This is a genomic window from Photobacterium nomapromontoriensis (assembly GCF_050336815.1).
Taxonomy (GTDB): domain Bacteria; phylum Pseudomonadota; class Gammaproteobacteria; order Enterobacterales; family Vibrionaceae; genus Photobacterium; species Photobacterium nomapromontoriensis.
The window spans coordinates 70,878-95,136 of the sequence record NZ_JAKJSL010000027.1; the positions used below are offsets into that span (position 1 = coordinate 70,878).

The following is a 24,259-nucleotide window of genomic DNA, read 5'->3' on the forward strand; positions in this document are numbered from 1 at the left end:
TCAAACTAACGAATTAATCCTTTATCAATCAAAAACTGGCGGCTTTTCTTAATGTCCGGCAGTGTTGACGCGGAGTGCCGAGGATCTCGTTCCTGCTCAATTGTGATCCAGCCGCTATAATGAATGCTCGATAATGCAGTAACGACCTGATCGTAATCCACCGCCCCTTCCCCCAGCGGGCACATCACGCCATCCGCGCAGGCTTGCCAGAATCCAACCTGAGTTGAAATCGCTGTTTGTAAGCGCGCCTGATTAACATCTTTAAAATGCACGTATTCTAAGCGCGAAGCATAATCAATCAGGCTCTGTGCCGGATCCATGCCAGCATAATACAAATGCCCGGTATCGAGACAGAGGCCAACTTCACTGGTATCCAAATCTGCCAGCATGCGATCTAGCTCGTCTTGATATTCGATATACCCACCAGCATGAGGATGCACCACGGCTCTGATTTGATATTGTCGAGCTATCGCGCTAATGGCCCTAATCGTATTCATCATCTGCTGCCACAGTTGATCACCCAGCCTTGGCGCAAGATCAGGCTGCCCAGCATAGCGACTGCGAATATCATTCACGCAATCAATCACCACCAGCTTTTCACAGCCAATTTTCTGCAAAAGTGCACACAGCCGCTTCGTTTTAGTCAAAATATCGCGATAGCAACTAGCATCTGAAAGGGGTTCAAAAATGGTGCCTGCACATACCTCTAACTCTTTAAGGTACAATGCCGTGTTTAACATATCGGCATTCAAAGGCAGAAAGCCATAAGGGCCCAATTCCATACCTGAAAAACCCGCTAACTTCGTTTCAGCCAAAACAGTCATCCAATTAGGATTATGCGGATTATCAGAAGACTCCACGCCCCAACAACATGGCGCACATGCAATCAAATAGCTCATTGGTAAACCCTCGCGTGACTTAATATATAGTCACCTAGCCTAGAGCCATCCACGCTGAAATGGAGTGATATAACTCGCATCCTATCTTTGCATTTACGCAAGTACGATTTGAATTTTTGGCTATAACACTTTCTTCCGCAGGTTCAATAGACTACATCCAACCCAGTTAATCTGTTACAGGACGTTGTATGGAACCCGTATATATTGTGGCTGCGAAGCGCACACCGATTGGAAGTTTTAATGGCTCATTATCCCCATTGTCAGCCCCTCAGCTTGGTGCTGTTGCTATCACAGGTGCGCTAGACCAATGTCATCTCGATCCCAGCCTTATTGATGAAGTTATTGCTGGTAATGTTCTAAGTGCTGGTATGGGCATGGGCCCCGGGCGTCAAGCCGCAATACTCGCCGGGATCCCAGAAACGGTACCTGCATACTCACTCAATATGATTTGCGGAAGCGGCATGAAAACCGTCATGGATGGTGTGAGTCATATCCGAGCTGGCGAAGCAGAGATTGTACTTGCGTGCGGCATGGAGAGCATGTCTCAAGCGCCTTTTGTTTCATCAAGTCAACTACGTGACGGGGTGAAAATGGGACATCAGACGCTAGAAGACACCATTATCAAAGATGGCTTAACCGATGTATTCAATCAGTACCACATGGGGATAACAGCTGAAAACATCGCACAATTGCACGATATCAGCCGCGAAGAACAAGACCTATTCGCTTTGTCCAGTCAACAAAAAGCGGTGGCAGCTATTGAAGCCCACGGTTTTAGCACTGAAATTATCCCTGTTCACGTCACCCATCGTCGCCGCCAATACACTGTCGAGGTTGATGAATACCCTAAAGCAGATAGCACGCTCGAAACGCTTCAATCATTACGTCCCGCTTTCAAAAATGACGGCACAGTTACCGCTGGTAACGCATCCGGGATCAATGATGGCGCCTCCGCAATTATTCTCGCCTCACACGCAGCCGTTGAACGCTATAACCTGACCCCTCTGGCTGAAATTATGGCATGTGGTCAAGCCGGGCTATCCCCAAAACTGATGGGACTTGGCCCTGTCCCTGCTATCGCTAATGCGTTAGATAAGACCAACCTGCATTTAAGTGACATAGAGTACTTCGAACTCAATGAAGCATTTGCCGCGCAAGCACTTGGGGTAATGAAAGAGCTGACCGAACAACATGGTGTCGAATCCGAGTGGCTTAAAGCACGTACCAATATCAATGGCGGTGCCATTGCTCTGGGCCATCCGCTGGGTGCCTCTGGCAACCGGATCCTGACATCCTTGATATACCAACTTCAGCGTACCCAGCAGACATATGGCTTAGCATCGCTATGTATTGGCGGTGGCATGGGTACCGCAATCATCGTTCGTCGTTGCCCGACAGAATAACAGGAGTTCGAAATGAAAAAATCTATCACGTCCTCTGAGATCACCGCACTCCTTCATGATGATATGACCATTATGATTGGTGGCTTCATGGCCAACGGCGCACCTGAAGGGCTTATCGATATTATTCTGGCGTCAAACGTAAAGAATATTACCCTGATCAGCACAGATACAGGCACCCCGACAACGGGATCCGGCCGGCTGATCCACGAAAAACGCATCTGCAAACTCTATGCGTCACACATTGGCACCAACCCGGAAACGGGTGCGCAAATGAACAGTGGTGAACTTGAGGTTGAACTGGTTCCCCAAGGAACGCTGGCTGAGCGGATCAGAGCGGCAGGTGCAGGCCTCGGTGGCGTATTAACCCCTACCGGTTTGGGTACGTTAGTTGCTGAAGGTAAGCAGGTAATGCACATTGATGGCCAGGATTTCCTGCTTGAAAAACCGCTCCATGCTGATCTCGCGCTTATTCGCGGATCAGTCGTTGATACAAAAGGAAATGTGTTCTACAAAAAGACCACGCAAAACTTTAATCCATTAATGGCAACGGCGGCTAAAACGGTGATCGTAGAAGCAGAACAACTTGTTGACGCTGGTAGCATTGAACCTGAAGCGGTGCACACACCAGGCCTGTTTGTTGACCATATTTACCAAGGAGCCTGAGATCATGACTATCCAATGTGAAAAACACCAGATTCGACGCATGATCGCATGGCGAGTAGCACAAGAACTCAATGACGGCGATGTCGTCAACTTAGGTATCGGCCTTCCCTCTCTGGTCGCTAATGAAGCCAGCCAAGATATTGAAATATTACTGCAATCAGAAAATGGACTGATCGGTATTGGTGAAATGGCGACAGAAGCCACCAGCAATCCTGATCTCGTTAATGCCGGCGGTCAACGAATAACGGCCACATCCGGCGCCTGTTATTTCAACAGTGCTGATTCCTTCACCATCATTCGGGGCGGCCATGTTGATGTGACTGTACTGGGTGCGCTGCAGGTGGATGAACAGGGGAACCTCGCCAATTGGATCATTCCCGGAAAAATGGTGCCCGGCATGGGTGGAGCCATGGATTTAGTGGTCGGTGCCAAAAAGGTAATCGTTGCGATGGAGCATACGGTAAAAGGCAGTCCTAAATTGCTAAAACAATGCTCCCTGCCCCTGACGGCCGCGAATCAGGTTGATCTGATTGTAACTGAAATGGGCGTTATTAAAATTACACCACAGGGAATGATGCTAATAGAATTGGCAGAGGGGGTCACCCTTGATGATATTCAGGCAGCAACCGAGGCCAAACTCATTATCTCACCAGACTTAACGGTTATGGCAATGCCTACTGATCTATAGCGTAATTAGGATAAGAAGCATTCAGCCGCACCTTAAGCGTATCAACATGAGTTATAGCGGTTTAAGGTACGGCTAATGCGTTTTTAAATATAGGTTGTAGAGGGAACTTGATTTACTCGGTCTAGAATGACCGAAATAGGCACAATTGGCCCCATCATATTAACCCTGAGCGGCGATGTCCCCGCAGCAAAATGTAACTCGGACACATCGGAGGTCGAATAGTTGTATTTATAATTAAATTTATCTGTCGCCATATGCAACAAATCAAAATCCTTACGGTGGCACGATATATAGGCTCGCCAATACATGGCATCAAGCACTTCACTCGGCTGCTCTGCTCGGATGATAAATCGCCAACTTCCCGCTTCACCGTAAAAATCGAGCGGAAACGTTTTATTTATTTTTTTTCTACGAAACAAGATCAATCTATCCACTTACCAGCCTGTCATCAGAATTATGCAAAGATTGACTGAGAATGGAAGCGAATACGCAAGATCCCCGTGAGTTTTGACATAACTGTACATTTTTCAGCAAATGATCAGGTAACTGAACGGCTTACCCTCTAAATTCAACGAATTTAACCAACTTGACTCAAGACGCAAAACGCTGAGTAAGATAGCTTGAATATAACAACAGAATAAAAAAGTCCGTGAAGATAATATGAATAATCTTCACGGGCTTGCTAGCAAACTTTTACTTTGAATTAATTAAGCTTAAATCGGCTCAAATTCTGGTTCTGCTTTTCTGCCAATTCAGATAAGAAATTTGACGCTTCAGTCGATTGGGTAATACCTGCGACGTTCTGGCTAATCACATCTTTGATCAAATTCACTGTCTGGCTGATCTCTTCTGCCGCATACGACTGTTGGTTAGCCGCTACCGCTGCCTCTGAGGCACCTTCCGAAATAATCGATACCGCACCATAGATAGAAGTTAGCTGCTCATACGATTCATTCGATGTCGTTTTGGTCAATTCAATCTTATCCAAGCACTCTTTTACTTTAGATTGTGCATCGATAGAGTGCCCTTGCAGCTCTTCAATGATGTTCTTAATATGTACCGTTGAATCCTGCGTTTTTGCAGCCAAAGAACGTACTTCGTCTGCAACAACAGCAAAACCACGGCCATACTCGCCCGCTCGCGCCGCTTCAATCGCCGCATTAAGTGCCAACAAATTGGTTTGATCGGAAATATTATTTATAACAGTCGCCACTTCTTCGATGCTTTCACAACGACTACGCAGTGTTTCAACAACAACCGAGGTTTCCGTTAATTGCAGTGTCAGCTCTTCTGCCCGCACTTTGCTCTCTTCTGCAATAGCACGCCCAGACAAACACAATGACATCGCCTCATTAGCCTGAGCTTCTGCACCATTTACCGATGTTGCGACCATCTCTGCCGAAGATGACAGCTCCGTCGCTGCTGCTGCAATTTGCTCTATCTGTCCACTTTGCTCTTCCGCATTTGCCGCACTTTGCACCATCACTGCCGCTAATTCAGTGGCAGAAGATGCGACTTCGTTACTTTGGTCTCGAATTTGCGTGATCACCCGAACGGTATCTGAAATGGTTTTATCAGTATTTAATCCCAGCTGTGCAATCTCATTGGTGCCATCAATCTTCGTTCTTACACTCAGATCTTGGCTAGCCATCGCGTTAAGTGATGCTGAAAGTAAGCCAAAAATCGTGGCAAATTGACGAGCAATGTACATGCCAATCAATAAAGAAACGATAGCAGCAAGGAACCATGTCCATAACTGTACTTGGGAAGACTTATACGCAGAATCTAGACTTGTAGTACTTAAGCCCTCAACCATCTTAACATTGCGGTCATAAACGGTCACAATACGCTCACGAATATCTTTCGCGACGGCATCACGTTCTGCCTTATATTGTGCAGCACGCTTCAAGTTATTAACAATTAAGTTAGTTCCATCGAAATATTTGTGCATTATTGCACCATCAAAGGTATTAACTTCTGGATATTGCTTATATTTGTTAACGAAAGATTGAGCACCATTCAAATAGCGCATCATATTATTGACATCAGTTAATTCACGTAATGACACAACTTGGCTCAAACGAGGATAGAAAGCATTAAAATCGCTCACAAATCCTGCAGAATCATGATTCAATTGCGACTTATCAATATTTTCAGATGTTAATGAATTCAGCATCGGAAATATCGCTGGCCACGATAGCGGCATATGCCACCAATGCGAATCAATAACTTTATAAAGCTCATACTCGCTTTTCAGTGCCGTAAGATACTTCTTCGTCATTGGTACAATACTCATCATTTCAGTACGACCTTGCTCAGTCAACACTTGAGCATCAATGACCTTATTTATCATATCGTTAACGCCATTCACGGTGACCGATAGCGCTTGGTATCTCTGATCCATATCAGCACTATCCGCACTAACCAAATCACGAGTCTGAATGCGAGCACTGTTCCAGTCGCTGTCAATATTAGCGAGTTCATTACTGAGTTCTGTTCGTTTATCCGTCAAGCTAATGTTATCTTTAATGATCGAAATATTGCTATTAATAACAAATGCAACCACTGCAAATAAAATAAGCGTGGCGATCACGGGGAAAATAATTAGCACATTGATCGGGACATTCCTTGACCAACGAGAAGTGATATTTTCGCTCATATTGTATGACCTCTAATTTTTATTTTTATAAAATAAAGCAACAAAGTGCTCATAGATGCCTAGTGAATACCTAAATTCTATTAAAAATATCTAATATTATTCACATCACGATGATTGACATGCATGAGAAAAATTTAATTTGTTAACAGATTAAAATTTTCTCACAAAGCAGGGGGGGGTGTCACTATGGAATTAGGCAATATACTTCAGATGAGAATATAGATATCAAAATCACGTCGAACGATATTAATTTCCATTAACATAACAACAATACTATGTGTAAAAGTTAAATAATATAAACAAACCTGAGCGGTTGGATACATATTGCCGCAATCAGAAACGCATCAAGCGCGAGAATAGCGATTCCCTTTCCCGCTTATTTGCCACTCAGGGATATGCAGAGTATCTCCCAGAGGACGAGTTGCCTTCGCGACTACTCTGCGTTTCAGTGTTTAACGTAGAGCCACGATGATTTACCAATCACTTATCTACCCATCGCGAGCTTAATTAAACGCTAAGCTATCTCACGAAAACGCGTATCTTGAGATAATTTGAGTATTACAGACTGTTCTTTTCGATGAGTAGGCAGGATTATTTTCAGGCAGAGACTAAACAAGTGCTAGAGATCACAGTTCTAGAGCAAGAAAGTTGACGTAAGCAAAGAAAAAGAAGTGAACAAAAAGTAAATCTATGATTTCATAGTCGCTATCTTCGTAAAGATAACACAAAAAAAATTACATTATCAGACTTGTTAATAAAGTTTCTGGGCCTATAATGCTGAAAACCGGAGCGTCTGCCAACGCTCCGGTTTTTTTGTGCCTGCTTTTCGGTGATCTAACTGCTATCTGCCAATAGCAAGATGCCCAAAAGCAACTATCCGATAAGAAAAGTCGTTAAATAAGGAAAGACCAATGCGTATCGAACAAGACTTGAAATTAGGTTTTAAAGATGTACTGTTTCGTCCAAAACGTTCAACCCTAAAAAGCCGTTCTCAAGTTGAATTAACCCGCGATTTTACATTCAAACATAGCGGTCGTCAATGGTCTGGTGTCCCTATTATTGCTGCCAACATGGATTCTGTTGGTACCTTCCAGATGGCTCAAGCGCTTGCTGCCCACGGCGTAATGACCGCCATTCACAAGCACTATACTGTCAGCGACTGGGCGGAGTTTATTGAAACCTCTGATGCAAGCGTACTAAACAACGCAATGGTTTCTACCGGTACTTCTGATGCTGACTTCCAAAAAACCAAAGACATCATGGCCCTGACGGATGATCTTATCTTTATCTGTATCGACATCGCCAACGGCTATTCAGAGCATCTAGTACAGTATGTACAAAAAGTGCGTGAAGCATTCCCTAATAAGGTGATCAGTGCAGGTAACGTTGTCACTGGCGACATGGTAGAAGAGCTAATTCTTGCTGGTGCTGACATCGTTAAAGTTGGTATTGGCCCTGGTTCAGTGTGCACCACTCGTGTTAAAACCGGTGTGGGTTACCCACAGCTTTCAGCCATTATTGAATGTGCTGACGCAGCCCACGGTCTGGGTGGTCGTATTATTGGTGATGGCGGTTGCTCTTGTGCGGGTGATGTATCTAAAGCCTTCGGTGGCGGTGCTGATTTCGTAATGCTAGGCGGTATGCTGGCTGGTCACGAACAAAGTGGCGGCGACATTGTTGAGCAAGATGGCAAAACCTTCATGAAATTCTATGGCATGTCATCACAAAGCGCGATGGACAAGCACTCAGGCGGCGTGGCTAACTACCGTGCAGCTGAAGGTAAAACCGTGCTATTGCCTTTCCGTGGATCGGTTGATTACACCATCCAGGATATCATGGGCGGCGTGCGCTCAACCTGCACCTACGTTGGCGCGGCGCAACTTAAAGAGCTAACAAAACGCACCACTTTTATCCGCGTTCAAGAGCAAGAAAACAACGTGTATGGTAAAGAGTAAGCTCGAGATTTCCGAGTAATTAGAGGCCACTTTTGAGTGGCCTTTTTTATACCTGAAATCGTAAAGTGGTATTCCTGCTTTAATACGGCCATGGAGATGTTGCTGCGTCGATGACATGGCGTTTCTCCTTTAGGAATGAATAAATGGAATCACCTAAATCACTGGATTGTCAATATGCCAAGAGCTGCATATTCAACGTTAATGTAAAGCTAAATACGCTAAGTATAATTTTCCTTCCTGCTCATAAATCTGCTCAATTCATTACACCGTTACGTTACAGACTTAACTAACAAAAATAACCCTATCTTGCACGCCAACAATCAGTGTTTTTAACACGCGATTTTTTGCTTCCATTTTGGCTTTATAATCGCTTTTAAATTGTGTATTTAGCAGTAGTTCACACATTTCTTTAGGGAAAATTCAATTCCCTTGCGAGACGAAGTTTAATTGTGGTTTATTTCATCAAGTATACTTTTTAATGGTGAAATTTTGCTGGTAAAAGGAATGGACTATGCCAGCAAGCCGAAACTCAATAGTGGTATAAAGGTAGCATTAATTAAATCAATGAAACTTTTTAACCCTTTTTATGTTTAAGTATTTTTAAAGTACATATGAAAAACGGTTGCTGTTTTATTAATTATCTTCCTGGTTAATCTTTGGCTTTCGATTGCCATTTATCAACTAGAGGTTATTGCACTAGCGCTATGTAAACTCTATTTCGAACCAAATCTGCTTATTATATTTAACACCTTTTCTTGGAGTGGTTATGTTAGGAGTCACTATCGGCCTTGTGGTCGTGTTTTTTGTTGGCCGGGCAATATTAAAGGGGAAATACCCTCAATTAGTTTTATTTACTGCTGGTATTGTAATGCTAACTTGTTCGGTAGCATTCAACCTTGGCAGTTTTTTACCTGCTAATGCGATGGCTACCGGTAATGGATACTTGGATATCGTCGAATTCATTCGTTACATGTTCTCTTATCGTCTGGCGGGCTTAGGCTTGATCATTATGGTCATGGTCGGTTTTGCTAACTATATGACTTACATCGGTGCAAACGATGCATTCGTCAACATTGCAATTAAGCCAATGGGGTTGATTAAGAACCCATACATAATGATTTTTGTTGCCTTTGTATTAGCCAAAGTTGTAAGTATGGTTATCACTAGTGCTGCTGGGCTTGGTGTGCTTTGTTTGGCCCTGCTCGGGCCACCGCTTATCGCATACGGATTAAACCCTGTCGCTATCGGTGCAGTATTTGCAACCTCTGGTGCAGCGAGCCTAGTATTAGTGGGGGCCTCTACCATGGCATCGGCTGAAGCATCAGCCATGTCTATTCTCGATTACGTGTTTATCTACAAGTTACCTGCTGGTGTTCCTACTGCAATTGTTATCGGTTTGACTCATGTGTTCTGGCAACGTTATCTTGATAAAAAAGATGGCTGGATAGTTGCCGATCATGTTGGAGACAGCTTTAAACTAGAAGTCGATATCGAAAGGCCAAGTACGAAAGTCCCTAAGGTGTATGCAATTTTACCATTCTTACCGATGGTGTTTGTGGTTCTATTCTCCAAATATGGTTTAGACGGATTATCATTACATATCGCGAGTGTGATGTTTTTGTCCGTTATGATAGGTATGTTCTGTGAAGTGATCCGCCATCGTGGAAACTTTGATGAGCTGGCGAACGGCATGCGTGTCTTCTTACAAGCCATGGGTAAAAGCTTAGGCGGGATTGTGTCTTTAGTTATTGCTGCGGGTGTATTTGCCGAGGGCTTTAAAGCAATTGGCATGTTGGATTCATTAGTCAACTTAGCAACAATGGCTGGTATCGGCGGTGTTGGCATGTCTATATTGTTGGTTATGATTACTTCGGTCGTTGCCATTATTGCAGGTTCAAACGGGGCATCTTTTTACCCACTTATTGAAATGGTCCCAAATATGGCAAAAATGCTCAATGTGCCCGCGGTCATGTTAGTTTTACCGATGCATCAGGCGTCGACTATTGCTCGTCCATTGTCTCCGGTAGCTGGGGTAGTCGTTGCACTTGCGGGTATATTAAAAGTGTCTCCTTTTGAGTTAGTTAAGCGCAGCTCAGTGCCATGTATCATTGGCCTTATCGCGCATCATTTCTTTGCTTTTGCTCTATCAATGTAAGTAATTTACTTTTTCAACCCCATTATGCCGTCTACCCTAGTAGGCGGCATTGGAGGCACTATGACTCAGACGCTACAACAGCCAGCATGGCGATTAGACGATGCGTATCATCATGTTAATCATCCCGTGTTTACTAACCAGCTGGCAGAAATTGAAACCTTGATTGAAGATATCAGCCAGCTATACGCCTCAAGTGAAATTAGCTCATCAACCATCGTCAGCTATCTTAATTTGCGTGATAAAATAGATGAAAGACTGTTTTCATTGCAAGCATTTTGCAAGTGTTGTATCAGCATTGATCATACCGACCAAGACGCGGCGAGAATGAACAGCCACTTAAGCCAAATTATTGCGGTCCAGTTAGAATCAATTGCTCTACCCTTTGAGCAATATTTACTTAGTATGCCAGTGGAAGCTTTTGCTCAGCAAATACGCAATCCTGCCATCTCTCATTGGCAATTTTCTCTGCAACAAAAGCGCCAGAGTTGGTTGAGAAAGCTTTCAGCCGAACAACAGTTACAATATCAAACCGATTACAACACTTACCTTGTGAAATTAAATCGAGATTATGCCAAATTATCCAACAGCATGTTCTTGGCAGTGCAAACGGAAGATGGTAGCAAAAAAAACATCAACAATGCCGCTGTAGTTGGTATTTTGAAAGGCTCACCAGATAGTACCTTGCGAGCAACCACGTTTGAGGCACAAAATGCCTACATTGATAAACATAAGGCAGCGTATTGTGACACGCTAAATGCCATGTCTGGTCTTCGTTTGGCGTGGTTTGAGAAAGCAGGGGTCGATAATCTTACGCCTAGTACGGAACAGAACAAGTTATCGAATGAAACACTAATGGCAATAATGCAGGTGCTAGAAGATAACCGCGCATTAGCACAACAAGCAATCCGGTTACGCGCCCCTTATTTTGGTGACGAGAAGTTAGCGGTCAGTGATTTACTCGCACCAGCCCCTGCGATTTATCCTGATTCAGTGTCAAAATACAGTTATCCTGAAGCCATCACGACCGTAAAAACAAGCTTAATGGATGTACATCCAGATATGGCTGAATTCGTTCAAATGATGGTCGACAATCAGTGGATTGAAGGGCGGGAAAGTAACAACAAAATTGGTGGCGCATTTTATACTCGATTCGACCATTTAAAACAGCCACGGGTATTTTCTACCTACATGGGAACCGTTTCCCATATTACTCAGCAAGCTCATGAACTCGGACATGCTTGGCATTATTGGTTGATGCGAGATTTGCCAACCATAGAAACTGTATTTCCAATGACGCTGACAGAAACTGCCAGCACATTTAACGAATGTCAGGTGCGAGATTGGTTACTTGAACACTCAACGTCCCAAGCCGAACGTTTTTCAATCTTATGGCAAGAGCTTAAAACCATCTCAAACTTCTTGCTCAACATTCCCGTTCGTTTTGATTTTGAGCGATGCTTCTTAGCGGAGCGCCAACATGGTGAGGTTAGCCAGGAGAACATCGAACAGCTGATGAACAACAGCTGGCAGCATTGGTATGGTGATACCACCTCAAGTAATGATAAAAACTTATGGGCGTCGAAGCTACATTTTTTCAAAGCCGATCAATACATCTATAACTATCCGTATGTCTTTGGCTATTTGTTTGCTAATGGGTTGCTGATGAAAAAGCAGCAGATGGGTGCTGATTTTTATCCGTTCTATACTGCTATGCTGCGCGATACAGGCAGAATGACGATTGAACAATTGATGAAAAAACACCTAAATGTAGACGCCAGTTCCGCTGAATTTTGGCAGCAAAGTATCGACTTTTTAGCCAAGCGAGTAAACCAGTTTTCCGAAGACTTTACCAAGGTTTAAAGGCACTTAATACGATATCCTGATTCGTCCTGCCTGTACTACTCGCGTTAAAATGGGTGTTGTGTTCGTGATGCTAGGCGGTATGCTAGCAGGTCACGAACAGAGTGGCGGCGCAGCGCAACTTAAAGAGCTAACAAAACGCACCACTTTCATCCGCGTTCAAGAGCAAGAAAACAACGTGTATGGTAAAGAATAAACTCGGTATCTTCGAGTAATTAGAGGCCACTTTTGAGTGGCCTTTTTTATACCTAAAATCGTAAAGTGGCGACAGATTTAAAACACATAAGCCAAAAATACTGATTCACGGCTAGTTTTAAGGATGCATATTTCTGTCGTAACGGTCTGTTAAAACGCCCTCTCTTTCCGATTAACTATTGTAATTTAAATTTTCTCACTAGAGCATCTAGTTGGGCGTTGGCCGCAGCCAGATTTTGCGTGCTGTCTACTGTCGCTTGTCCATTTTGCGTCAACTCGTAAACCACATCACGAATGTTGTTGGTATTACGGCTGACTTCTTCAGTGACCAAACTCTGTTCCTCAGAAGCAGTCGCAATTTGTGTACTTAGATCATTAATTTCAATAATAGAATTGGTCACAATTTCCAAGCTATCTTTTACTTGTTCAGCACTTTCAACCGTATGTTCACAGCTTGTTTTCGTCAATGTCATCGCGGCTACTGCACTGGAAGCATCTTGACGTAGCTTAACTAATATTTCATTAATTTCTGCAGTACTGATTTGGGTCCGTGCTGCCAATGAACGTACCTCATCAGCTACCACTGCAAAACCACGTCCTTGTTCGCCGGCACGTGCCGCTTCAATTGCGGCATTCAAAGCCAAAAGGTTCGTCTGATCTGCAATTTCGCCTATCACACCTAACACACTAACAATCTGATTAGTGTTTTCACTCATCGTGTTAATGCTGGACGATGCTGCCTCTACCTCCCCCATAAGGGTAACCATACTGCTAGACGTCCCAAGCACAGTGTCTTTACACAACAGTGCCATATCATTAGCTTTTTGGGTATTAGTGGACGTCTCTGTCGCACTTTTCGCGATACTATCAGCGGTTGAACTCATTTCAGTAACGGCAGAAACAACTTGCTCTGTCTCAGAAGCATGATTAATTAAAGCTTGGTTATTTCGTTCTGATTGCACATTAAGTTGATTGACACCTTGAGTAATATGAGTGGATGCTAAAGATATTTCTACCATCATGGCCTGGATATTACTGATAAATCCATTAACCCCCTGTGCTATTTGGCCCAAATCATCATTACTATTAACAGCTAATCGTTGAGTAAGATCGCCATTTCCCTCTGCTAACCCAACAATAGTTTCTTTTAACAATACTATTGGTTTATACATTTTATTTAGTATGAATAGAAGTAACATAAGTGTCACAATTGTTAATGTAAATGCAGTTATGATGGATTCTTTTAGTGCATTGTTAACGTTTGCATAAGCAATAGATTCATCGATATCTATTACAATATGCCAGTATTTTCCATCAACAATTTTAATCTCGCTATAATACGCTATTTTACTCTGACCATTTGCTTTATATTTATAGGTTCCATTGTTATTTGATAACACGTGTTTTTCAAAATCAATCAGATTATTCCTGCTGGATATTTTTGTTCCAAACTGCTCACTACCTGTAGTCGAAATCAGACCACCATGTCCATCATATATACTGACGATCGCTCCTGGGAAGTTGATACGTTTAACTAATTCATTAACTGTATCTAAAAAAAGATCACCACCAATAACACCATCATTTTCTACATCTAACACACTAAACATATATTTATCTGATATTCCTTTATCAAAGTAAATATCAGTTACAATTAATTTGTCAGCTTTTTTTGCCATCTTATACCAGTCTTCCTGAGTTGCATCATAGTCAGGAATCAAACCGGCACTACCGACTGTAAGGCCATTTGAATCAGCAATATTAATCGCATCTAATGTCGTACTAGTAACGAGTAATTTTGCTGATTCTATCTTTTTTTCCACATCATTATCATTAAGTAGAATCTTAGCGTTTCTGATGATTTTTATATTCCCTGAAATCCAATTTTCTATACTTCTTTTAGCACTGTTTATTGTCATTTTAGCTTGCGTTTCAACACTTGCTATACTCTCGTCTCTAACATTTGTATATGAGAATAAATTAGATATTGTTAATGATATAACAACTAGCATTGTCATCACCAACATAATTCTTTGCTTAAAACCCACCTTACTCATCATCAATCCTTAACCTACCAATAACAATATGATGAGATAACAATCAACCTCATCACTGTATGCTTTACATGCATACAATCCTACATGCTATCAATAAATAATATTGTTAATAGTGCGTAGAGTCTCAAATTACTAGTCTTAACAGCAATTTATGATGTCAATTTCGATAATCATCGTTACAACCACCTCATAATCTTTCTTTTGATTGACGGAAATGCGTCTCCATGGGCGGTTATTTATAATGGTGTTTTAACATCAACATAGCGACTGTCTATAGTCAGTTATCCAAAACCAAGCTATACTAACTGATGTTTACTCATGTTAAATTTACAATTTAGCTTTATTTACCTCCATCGACGAATAGATAACATATTGATAGCCATGTATTATCTATATGTAAAAGCCACTACGAATATTTAACTATATTTATGAAGACTAGTTAAATATAATAGTATTGGTAACGAAATAAAATAAACACTGGAATTAACAAAGTAAACAGAATATCAATTATCGGAAGAGAATGACATGAATGCACAAAAAATTAGATTTTTGTTTTTTCTACATAATTAAAGGCCATTTTTAAGTAGCCTTTTTATACCTATAATTTAAAACTAACGACAATGAGGCGGAAAATCATACTAATCAGGATTAATTTATTAAATGTAATTCTCGTATGATAACTAACCTTAAAACAAGTGAATCTCCGCGTTTAATTACTGAGATTGCTAATCATTTTAGCCATAATACGTTGAAATTTTTCCATTTCTTCCTCTGAGATACCCTGCTTCATCTTCTCAAGCATAGCCTTATCTACCCCAGCAATCTTGGACATGATTACCAGACCAGAATCAGTAATACGCAGACATTGACTGCGCTTATCTTCTGGGTTGGGCGCTTTCACAACCAATTCTTGCTTTATCAAGCTATTCAGTAAACGTGTTACCTGAGCCTTATCTCTCTCTAAAAAATTAGCGATATCAACAGCAGTACATTGTGGTTTTCTCGAAATAATTTTCAAAACACGCACGTGCATAGGCGCAATGTCCAGATCCAGCTCTTCGATTTGTTCCAGCACATTTTGCTTTAGACAATGAACCAATTTGAACAGGCTCTCTTGCGATTGACTACCAAGCATAGGTGACCTCCAAATAATCTAGTTGACATTGTCAACCAAAACACTATAGTTGATATTATCAACTAAGTTAATGACCATTTCAAGATGGATAACGATTAAGCAAAGGTAACTGATATGAACCCCATAATTCGGAAAGACAAACATTACCGCATCACGGTTGAGGAAGTCGGTGCAGAGCAAGAATCATTGCAAACACGACGGATTGAATTTCACGACCGTGAAGACCTCTTCAAAATAATAGACAACCTTAAACATGGTAGTGGCCTAGAGCCAGACACAGCGACAAAACTGGGTCTTGCGCTGCGCCTGCTAGGTCCAGAAATGATGAGAAACCGTAAGCATCCACTCTTTTCAGACTTTATGCCGCATTTTAAAAACTTCATGCAAAAGCTAAAGAACACGGTAAAAGAAGCAATGAAAAAATAATTGTAGAAGGCTTATCGCTTAGTGGATAAACATCTAGAGACGGAGCAGTTACATGCAGGCTAAGTCAGCAATTTATTCTGATTCTGGGGGATATTGGAATGAGTGATCAAGTGAGGCCAAATAAGGCCCCACTCATTGCGTATTTACTCCCTATTTCAGCTTATGTTTTTGGGAAGGGCAACTACCACTTTGAGCGCAGCCGGCACACCCTGAGCCTTTTCGCTTCATCATGACCATTTTATAGATTGATAGTGCGAGAATAACAACGATACCCAGCAATACGATAACATTCGCCATTTAGTCCCCCTTACTCGAAACTTAGCGTCAATTTCTGCTTCTCTTTTGCAGAGCCTTTCATCACTAAACTAATTAAGATACTAAGCAGTGCAAGACAAACAATGAGGCCATAAATGAAGCCATCACCAAGGGATCCGGTAATAAAGAAAGTCCCCGCTTGATAGGTAGTAAACGCTGATACATAAGCAATGCCAAATTGTAAGCTGATACCACCAAGCAACCATTTCTTATTCTCTAACTCAGCATTCATCGCACCAATTGCTGCAAAGCAAGGCGGCGTGAAAAGGTTGAAGATTAAGTATGCCAACGCTGCGACAGAAGACAGCCCCATCACTGTTGCAACATCTGCACTGCCTGATACTAAAGCGAGCTCTTCCGTATCAATAAAATTGGTAATGCCATAAACAACAGCAAGGGTACCAACCACGTTTTCTTTAGCGATAAAACCGGTAATAGCTGCCGCTGCTAGCTGCCATGCACCAAAACCCAGAGGGATCAATACGAACGCAAAAGGTGATGCTAAGCCTGCAAGGATACTGGTATTCTCTGCACCTTCTGCAACAAGTTCAAACTGCCAGGTAAATGTCTGCATGATTTGTATCGCAGCATTACAAAGCAAAATAATAGTACCTGCTTTTATGATAAACGCTTTTGCTCTTGATAATGTAGATGTTACAGCGAGTTTGATGCTTGGGATGCGATATTCAGGCAACTCTAAAATGAAGAACGATCGTGTGTTTTTCTCACCCGTAATTCGGACTACCAGCAAAGCGCCGAGAATGATCAAGCCAATACCAGCAAAGTACATGCTTGTACCCACCCAAGCTGCATCTTGGAAAAATACTCCTGCAAATAGAGCAATAACCGGTAACTTTGCACCACATGGCATGAACGGTGTTAACATTGCAGTGGTTCGACGTTGTCTTTCGTTTTGAATGGTTCTCGTCGCCATGATTCCAGGGATCGCACAACCCGTGCCGATAATCATAGGGATGATCGACTTACCAGATAAGCCCACTTTCTTAAAGAATCTATCCATGATGATCGCGACTCGCGCCATATACCCGCTATCTTCCAGTAATGCCAACAGAAAGAACAACACCATGATCAGGGGAAGGAAACCTACGACTGCACCTACACCACCGATGATCCCATCAAGTAACAATGCGCTGAGTAATGGCGACACATTCTCACCCATGGCGTTCTGTACAAAACCATAAAATGCATCGATCCAGCCACCTAAAATATCAGCAAATAACGGGCCCACATGAGTTTGTGAAATTGAAAAAACGCCCCACATAATTAAAGCAAATATTGGCAGGCCAAACCACTTATGCGCCAATACTCTATCCGCTTGATCATGAATAGTTTTTTCTGTACTACTAACTTGTCGGCTTTCAATTTTTTCAACCAATTGCCTCACAAATTCAAAACGCTCTGCATCAAATGTCTGAATGGTTTCTACATTTTTTACGTCTGCGCATTCCTGCGTAAAAGGAGCTAATTGGTTTTGGCCACTCACTTCAATTGCTTTCGCGATTAGGTCGTTAAAAGCACCATACTTCTGCTCTAGGGCAACGGTTTCGATAACGGGGCATCCGAGAAGCTGACTTAATGTCGAGGTGTCGATCAGTGAGTTTCTATTCTTGTTTAAGTCACTTTTATTAAGGGCGATTACAACAGGAATACCTAACTCTAAAAGTTGAGTGGTAAAAAAAAGGCTTCTGCTTAAGTTAGTTGCATCAACTACGTTTAAAATAACGTCTGGGTTTTCACTTTTAATGTAATCTCTCGTGATAGATTCTTCTAATGTAAATGGGGACATGGAATATGCCCCAGGCAGATCGACAATGATAATGTCACTGTTATCTGCTAAAAGCTCTTTCTTTAAAGGGGCTTCTTTTTTACTAATCGTTACGCCAGCCCAGTTACCAACGCGTTCAAGTTTACCCGTTAGTGCATTAAACAATGTTGTTTTGCCACTATTTGGGTTACCTGCTAGTGATATTTTCAATGTAATCTCTCCTTGTATGAAACCAAAACTAATTGGAGATACAGTTCGGCCTCACGTTAGTAAAGCTTTTACCTTTTTATAAAAGCTTTCAACGCGACCTCTACCACCTCAAGTAGTACTGGAATACCTTGTTTTCTATAAAAATACGGGTCAGTGGATGACGACTGTTTTTGCCAAATCAGAATCAATACTATATCTTGCATCTTTAAGTGCTATTACGTAAGTATCTGATAATACAGACACAATAGTAATAGGCTCACCTTCAAAACAACCTAATGTATTAAGGAAATAAGCCATTTCCTTATCATCTTGGATAATGCTCTTTACCTTATGCTGTGTATTTAGAGTTGCACCAAACAATGTTTTTGTTTGATTTTCTTGTTTCTTATTCTTCTTTTTAAATCCAAACATTTGTCAATTTTCCCAGATAAAATGTAGATCATCAGCGATTACTCTGCAGGTGGCTCAAACAGACATAAAAATTATTTCTGTTATCATTTAATCACCAAAATACGCAAACTCTCTCATTTCTGTCGTAATTCTTGCCAGCTTCAAAGCGCATTCCTTAAAGATCCGCCCTGAATACCCTTCATACATTGTGTGCTCTAAACACCAACAGTAGTGTAAATGATAAGTATTGTTATTACGCTTATATCTTAGGGAATCACCGACGAAAAAAATTGAGCAAAATCAAACAACCTTACAATTTAGATGGCTAATGTAAAATAGTGCGTCAAAGTTCACATTTTATGATTGTTATTCAATCAAATAACAGTATGGGGATAGGAAGTATGCATGACCAGAACTGGTCAATGAGGCTCATCAAAGCATTACCCTCGCTTTGATGAGCTTTGATATAACTAGTTAATTTTCTACTTTTGTGTATGTCATCACGACTTTCTGTAGCTCAATAACTTCAGGATCCGGGATGTTTTCTTCAGGATATGCCGCTCGTACTTTATCGGTCAGCCCTTTGGCAAACACTTGGTATAGCACTCGGGTTGAGACAGTCAGCGGGTATTGTGCATCAGTCGGTAACTCAAACACCTCATTACGGGTTTCACCCGATTTAATACGAGTATCTTTGCCGATTTTCACATACCGCCAGAAGCGAAGACCGACGGGTTTACCGTCTTTATCAACCCCTACTTTCACGAACTTACGTGCATCTTTCGGGATCACACCATTTTGCATCACGCCACTGGTGAATACTTGCTTACCGTTAACATCAGTCGCAATCACTTCTAACCAAACTTGACGGCGTGCGCCACCCGGCATGTCATGACCTGAGTTCACATTGGTCACTTCCACCGTTAGGGTATTACCCTGCTTAACGACAGCTAATTGCAGTGCTGTTTTTAAAATATCAATACTCATCTTCTTATGCTCAGGATTACGCATCCCAGTAAAGAAGTAGTTCCCACCAACCAAATGATGTGACCGTAGGTTTGATTTCATTGGCCCGTTAGTGGTTGATTTCCCGCCCACTTTGTTATCAAAGTTAGTGACATCTTGGGTCATATGGCAATCGATACATGTTTTATGCTGGGCTGGGTTATTGGGTGCATTAAACGGCGATGCAAGCCATTCACCAAAATTATCATTAATATTAGCCCCCTGCCCTGTAGTAAATTCATTGTGACAGCTCGCACAATACAACGAACTCTGATAAAGATCAGGGTTGGAATATGATGCCTTGTGAGCGGCAGGCATGGCATTAATTTGTTTCTCTGACAGCCACTTCAACATGTTGTTTTTAACATCTTCAAACACATAGCTTTCGCGATCTTTCAGGTTAACGGTGATATCAGTATTACCACCCGCATTTTCAGCTTTTGTGACGCGGTGACAGAACACACACCCCGTTCCTCGCTCGCTCACTGATTTACCATGCGCAAATGCCTCTTTAAGCGACTGCCCCCCTTTTTCTCGCATATTACCAAAATCAGATAACGGTTTATTGTCACCGTTGATGACCATTTGTGGTGCATGGCAACCCCGGCAAAGTACACGGAACTCCTCACCTTCACTCTGCGCTGCAACATCTTCCTGGAATCGGTAATATGGATGATCCATATTCATTCCATGATTCGAATCCGCCCATTGGTCGTAAATTGTCGTATGACAATCGGAACACTCTGCGGAGTTCACCCACTCATCAGGATGGGTATAACGCTTATTATCATCCAGACGCAACCATGTTGATAAATAAGGCAGGTTCTCTGATGAACGAACATACTCATTCAATGCCATCATCATTTTTACCGCTTCTAACGGCGGCTGTTCAACACTGACGGGGGGCCTCTTTTCTTCACGCGGATCCCCTCCCATTCCACCTTGTGTTTTTTGAATAATATCAATGTAAGCGCCAACAGGGTCACCCGCAATCATCTTGCGTACATCAACGTGACCCGTTAACGCATTCTTGAATCGATCTTTTTTCCCGTCGTCCATCAATTGACGATTGGTAAAGTTAAAACCATCAAGGTGGCATGAATTACAACTCATCCAAAAGTCACCCGCCATGGGGAATTTGGGATTGTCCGCCATGTTCGCGCTATTAAATAGCGTTTTCCCCTGACGCAGCTGTTTAGACAGAGGATCAACACTGACAAGATTTGCAAAGTTTGCTTTAGTTAGCTTCAATTTGGCAAATGGCCCAGCAGGTCCGGTATCAAACTTAGCAATATCAAGTGACATCGCATTTTGTACATATAGCTCATGACCTGTAACCAAAATGCCACGAGGGTTATTACCTGGTACATTGCGGTAAATCTGAGTTACTTTCACCCCACCTTGAAATTTCTTACGGCGATGACGGTTTTTGTTTTTCTTACCTTGGCGTGATAAGTCAAATACCATCAAATCTTCTGATCCCGCTAAGGTAAATATGACTTTTTTACCATCATCGGTGAACACACCATCATGCGGATTTGAAACGATACGAATACGGTTACCGCTCTCAATAATATTAATTTGTTTAAATAGCTGCTTACGCTCATCAACGACTTCATGCTCATTACCCGGTTCCAAATCTAATATTGACACCGTTGGAAATACGGTCGATTGAAAATGAAAATCATGACCTAAAGACCACAGAACATGCGGAAGCCATGCTTGCTGACCATCGGGAGAGATCACTATGTTATCCAATAACCGCGGCTTACCTTGAGGCGTTGTTTGCTCCGGATGTTCTGGTGTCTCAACCAGTTGAACGACTTTAGTCAATTGTGGCGCAGAGTGAGTCACGTCATAGATTGATACTTCGCCAGATAACGCATGTGTGATCAGCAGACGGCCATCATCAGTCAATGCTAAGCCTCGTGGCGTGGAAGCGGTATCCAACGTTTGAGTGACTATGCCATTTTTATCAATTACTAATAACTTATCACGCTCAAAACTGGTCACATAAAATTGCTGATTGTGCGCATCAAATACCACACCAAATGGACGAGACGGAACTTTAGTGACTTGTTTAGTAGCTAGTGTTTTTGCATCTAATAACACCACTTGATCATTAAGATAATCCGTCGCCAGCAGCAAACGATCATCATTTGTCAGTGCTATGCGGCGAATATCGCGACCAACCGTCACTTCTTTTTCTATGGCGCCTGTTTCACAATTGAGCAGGCTTACACTCCCCGCATCGAAATTCGCACTAACAATCTGAGTTTTATTGCTTTTAAAAAGCATTGAACTGCTTTTTTCGCTCGCCAATCCGGGCTGACTAAACAGCACGATAATCAATAAAATAAACTGGTTAATAGGCTGGTATTTACAATTAAACTTCATTGGCCTTTACACTCACATACCGTCAAATAAGCCGCTTTCATTACTGGCTTATCTGATATAAAAAAAGACGTCTTTCGCCCATAAATCTGGGCGGGAACTGAGCTTGCAGCTTATACCCACTTAATGGCACGCCAGATAAACGCCACGCGCTGTTAAGCTCTCGTTGTGCATACATTTGCAACGCGCGCTCACTGCTGGGATAAAACATGTCATACACGGCTCGATCTTTAAGCTGCGTACGTAATAAATTCACGCTGTAATTGGTACCCACCACTTTGATCTGTGGCTGTTCTCGAATCCATGTTATTGCTTGTTGGATTGGCGCTTGACGCTGGTGCAAGGCTGAAGACAATATCTCGAGGTTACGTCCGCCTTCATAGCAAACCAGTGTGAGAATCACGGCCAACTGCACCTTTTTATACGATGAAGATACAGATAGCTGTGCCGAAATCACGACGATAAAGAGCAACAGAACGGGAGCCCAATGACGTAAGTTATCGGGATTCTGCCCTATGGTAATCCACATCCAATACAGTATGGCCACGCTGACTAAAGCAGCTAAATTGGCCGACTCAATTTGCTCACCGAATACAGCTTCGCGATCTTGAATTTTCGTTGACTGCCTTTTCACAGCGATGATTACGCCTACCAAGGAAAGAACGAATCCCACTAACAGAGGCAATCCAAAACCACGGTATAACGCCATTAACCACTGCCGCAGCGTTGCATCATTACCTTCGACCGTATTGCCCCATATTGCAAAATGACCCTGCGTAAAGCGGATCCCTTCATCGATATAAGCTACGCCATCATGAGCCCAAATGAAGACTAGGCAGATCATCCCAACAATGATAATCACCACACCCGCTTTAAGGTAATCCTGAAGAACACCTTTTACACCGGTCTTACGATGAACACCTTGCCACCATGGAACCATTGCCGTAGCCAATGCGAGCACAACGTAAGACGGCCGTGTCGCGAGCATTAGGCCCAACCACGCTCCTGTACGCCAATATTGCTTTTGTACTGCCGCCACCAAAGCCAGCAGCAGAAACAAAATAGCTGTGGCGTCTGATAAACCGCTCAAGGCCATCGATGCCAATAATGGTTGTGTCAGGATCAATACACCGCCAATCGTTGCTGCCACCAAAGAATACGAACACAAAAAAATCAAGCGGACGATAACCAAAGGGATCAATGCTGCAGAAACTAGTGATACCCATATAGCTGCTGTATTCGGCTCAACCCATAACGCAGCAAATCGAGAAAAACCAACAAAAGCAGGGTAACCAGGGAAGTGAGGTCGAAATTCCAACACAGAAAAGCGTTCGACACCACGTGCAAAATTCAACGCATCGTCACTGCTCAAATCCAGCGGAAAATTCCCTATCCAGTGCCACCACAGAAGATAAGCCAGCATGGCGACCAGTACACACCCTTGCCTCACGGCCTTACTGGTGTAATGTACTGATCGCATCAATCAACAACTGACTTTGCTGGGTAAATACATCTGGATCAGCAGGTGCTTGTCCCACACCGAATACACCAGGATTACCAATCGCTTTCAATGCACCTTGAATCGCGGAGTCTGCTTGCTGGCGATCTTGGTCATCCAACTTGGGTGCGATCAAATCAAGAAATAGCTTACTTTTCACAACCAGTACTTTCGCAACTTGGTAATCCGCTAAGTTTTTTCCCGCGCCCTCTAAGCGACGAATGATCTCTTCAACCACAGCGCGATCCATCACGGCTTCTACTTTTTGCGCATCTTTAGCGGCAACAGCAGCTTGCATAGGCGTAATCAAATCGATGTGGTGCTCTTTTTGCAAGTAAGTAAACTCATTGGTTAAACCATCCACAGCTTGCTGTACCGCAACAAAGTCTTGCTGGCTCAAAGCCGCAAAAATAGCTTCACGCCCATCAATTACCGGCTCTTTACCCGCAGCAGCATACGAGTAGGCGTAGCTCATTGAACTTGCCAATAATGCGAAGCCAAATATCAAGGTTCGCATTAGTAATGTCGTATTTCCTAGTCGTTTCATCCCTACTCCTCCTGACTTG

Annotated in this window: 19 protein-coding genes; 8 read left to right on the top strand and 11 right to left on the bottom strand. The window is 42.6% G+C overall.

The window, feature by feature from the left end; translation table 11 throughout:
* Positions 1-5 precede the first annotated feature (5 nt).
* On the bottom strand, positions 6-899 hold the full coding sequence (locus L4D12_RS11460) for a TIM barrel protein (protein ID WP_428447972.1): 894 nt from the start codon (positions 897-899) through the stop codon (positions 6-8).
* A gap of 188 nt (positions 900-1,087) precedes the next feature.
* Here L4D12_RS11460 and L4D12_RS11465 point away from each other — a divergent pair, with 188 nt between their 5' ends.
* The 3 genes from L4D12_RS11465 to L4D12_RS11475 are packed head-to-tail and all read left to right on the top strand — an operon-like array spanning position 1,088 to position 3,653.
* Positions 1,088-2,302 (top strand): acetyl-CoA C-acetyltransferase, encoded by a 1,215-nt coding sequence (locus L4D12_RS11465; protein WP_428447973.1) that lies wholly within the window; start codon positions 1,088-1,090, stop codon positions 2,300-2,302.
* A gap of 12 nt (positions 2,303-2,314) precedes the next feature.
* Positions 2,315-2,965, top strand: coding sequence for a CoA transferase subunit A (locus L4D12_RS11470; protein WP_428447974.1), 651 nt, complete (start codon positions 2,315-2,317; stop codon positions 2,963-2,965).
* Between the two features lie 4 nt (positions 2,966-2,969).
* Positions 2,970-3,653, top strand: coding sequence for a 3-oxoacid CoA-transferase subunit B (locus L4D12_RS11475; RefSeq protein ID WP_428447975.1), 684 nt, complete (start codon positions 2,970-2,972; stop codon positions 3,651-3,653).
* Positions 3,654-3,736: 83 nt separating this feature from the next.
* Here the strand turns inward: L4D12_RS11475 and L4D12_RS11480 are convergent, their stop codons facing one another.
* Together L4D12_RS11480 and L4D12_RS11485 are read right to left on the bottom strand one after the other, a co-directional pair.
* On the bottom strand, positions 3,737-4,087 hold the full coding sequence (locus L4D12_RS11480) for a hypothetical protein (protein ID WP_428447976.1): 351 nt from the start codon (positions 4,085-4,087) through the stop codon (positions 3,737-3,739).
* Positions 4,088-4,356: 269 nt separating this feature from the next.
* Positions 4,357-6,312 (bottom strand): methyl-accepting chemotaxis protein, encoded by a 1,956-nt coding sequence (locus L4D12_RS11485; RefSeq protein ID WP_428447977.1) that lies wholly within the window; start codon positions 6,310-6,312, stop codon positions 4,357-4,359.
* 911 nt (positions 6,313-7,223) lie between these two features.
* Between L4D12_RS11485 and L4D12_RS11490 the strand changes: the two genes are divergently transcribed.
* The 4 genes from L4D12_RS11490 (at position 7,224) to L4D12_RS11505 (ending at position 12,478) form a co-directional block, all read left to right on the top strand.
* Positions 7,224-8,267: a GMP reductase gene (locus L4D12_RS11490; RefSeq protein ID WP_428447978.1), complete on the top strand. Its 1,044-nt coding sequence runs from the start codon at positions 7,224-7,226 to the stop codon at positions 8,265-8,267.
* A gap of 766 nt (positions 8,268-9,033) precedes the next feature.
* A complete protein-coding gene (gene dcuC / locus L4D12_RS11495) occupies positions 9,034-10,422 on the top strand; it encodes a C4-dicarboxylate transporter DcuC (protein ID WP_428447979.1) in 1,389 nt (462 codons plus the stop codon).
* Positions 10,423-10,482: 60 nt separating this feature from the next.
* Entirely contained in the window at positions 10,483-12,282 is a 1,800-nt protein-coding gene (locus L4D12_RS11500; protein ID WP_428447980.1) for a gluzincin family metallopeptidase, read from the top strand.
* Between the two features lie 52 nt (positions 12,283-12,334).
* Positions 12,335-12,478 carry a hypothetical protein gene (locus L4D12_RS11505; protein WP_428448020.1) on the top strand — a complete coding sequence of 48 codons (144 nt, stop codon included), beginning with the start codon at positions 12,335-12,337 and terminating at the stop codon, positions 12,476-12,478.
* A gap of 175 nt (positions 12,479-12,653) precedes the next feature.
* Here L4D12_RS11505 and L4D12_RS11510 read toward each other — a convergent pair whose 3' ends face one another.
* Together L4D12_RS11510 and L4D12_RS11515 are read right to left on the bottom strand one after the other, a co-directional pair.
* Positions 12,654-14,537 (bottom strand): methyl-accepting chemotaxis protein, encoded by a 1,884-nt coding sequence (locus L4D12_RS11510; RefSeq protein WP_428447981.1) that lies wholly within the window; start codon positions 14,535-14,537, stop codon positions 12,654-12,656.
* A gap of 706 nt (positions 14,538-15,243) precedes the next feature.
* Complete coding sequence (locus tag L4D12_RS11515) at positions 15,244-15,669, bottom strand: MarR family winged helix-turn-helix transcriptional regulator (RefSeq protein ID WP_428447982.1); 426 nt, start codon at positions 15,667-15,669, stop codon at positions 15,244-15,246.
* Between the two features lie 114 nt (positions 15,670-15,783).
* Between L4D12_RS11515 and L4D12_RS11520 the strand changes: the two genes are divergently transcribed.
* Positions 15,784-16,095 carry a DUF3861 domain-containing protein gene (locus L4D12_RS11520; protein ID WP_428447983.1) on the top strand — a complete coding sequence of 104 codons (312 nt, stop codon included), beginning with the start codon at positions 15,784-15,786 and terminating at the stop codon, positions 16,093-16,095.
* Between the two features lie 150 nt (positions 16,096-16,245).
* On the opposite strand, the gene L4D12_RS11525 is transcribed toward L4D12_RS11520, so the two are convergent.
* The 6 genes from L4D12_RS11525 to L4D12_RS11550 form a co-directional block, all read right to left on the bottom strand.
* Positions 16,246-16,392: a FeoB-associated Cys-rich membrane protein gene (locus L4D12_RS11525; protein WP_428447984.1), complete on the bottom strand. Its 147-nt coding sequence runs from the start codon at positions 16,390-16,392 to the stop codon at positions 16,246-16,248.
* A gap of 10 nt (positions 16,393-16,402) precedes the next feature.
* Positions 16,403-18,406, bottom strand: coding sequence for a ferrous iron transport protein B (gene feoB, locus L4D12_RS11530; RefSeq protein ID WP_428447985.1), 2,004 nt, complete (start codon positions 18,404-18,406; stop codon positions 16,403-16,405).
* A 150-nt stretch (positions 18,407-18,556) separates the two neighbouring features.
* A complete protein-coding gene (locus L4D12_RS11535) occupies positions 18,557-18,817 on the bottom strand; it encodes a FeoA domain-containing protein (RefSeq protein WP_428447986.1) in 261 nt (86 codons plus the stop codon).
* A 453-nt stretch (positions 18,818-19,270) separates the two neighbouring features.
* The gene (locus L4D12_RS11540; protein ID WP_428447987.1) at positions 19,271-22,198 is read right to left on the bottom strand and encodes a cytochrome D1 domain-containing protein; all 2,928 of its coding nucleotides are present in this window, start codon (positions 22,196-22,198) and stop codon (positions 19,271-19,273) included.
* 40 nt (positions 22,199-22,238) lie between these two features.
* The gene (locus L4D12_RS11545) at positions 22,239-23,675 is read right to left on the bottom strand and encodes a hypothetical protein (protein ID WP_428447988.1); all 1,437 of its coding nucleotides are present in this window, start codon (positions 23,673-23,675) and stop codon (positions 22,239-22,241) included.
* Positions 23,650-24,240, bottom strand: coding sequence for a hypothetical protein (locus tag L4D12_RS11550; protein WP_428447989.1), 591 nt, complete (start codon positions 24,238-24,240; stop codon positions 23,650-23,652). The genes L4D12_RS11545 and L4D12_RS11550 overlap by 26 nt, the downstream gene beginning before the upstream one ends.
* Positions 24,241-24,259: the final 19 nt, after the last annotated feature.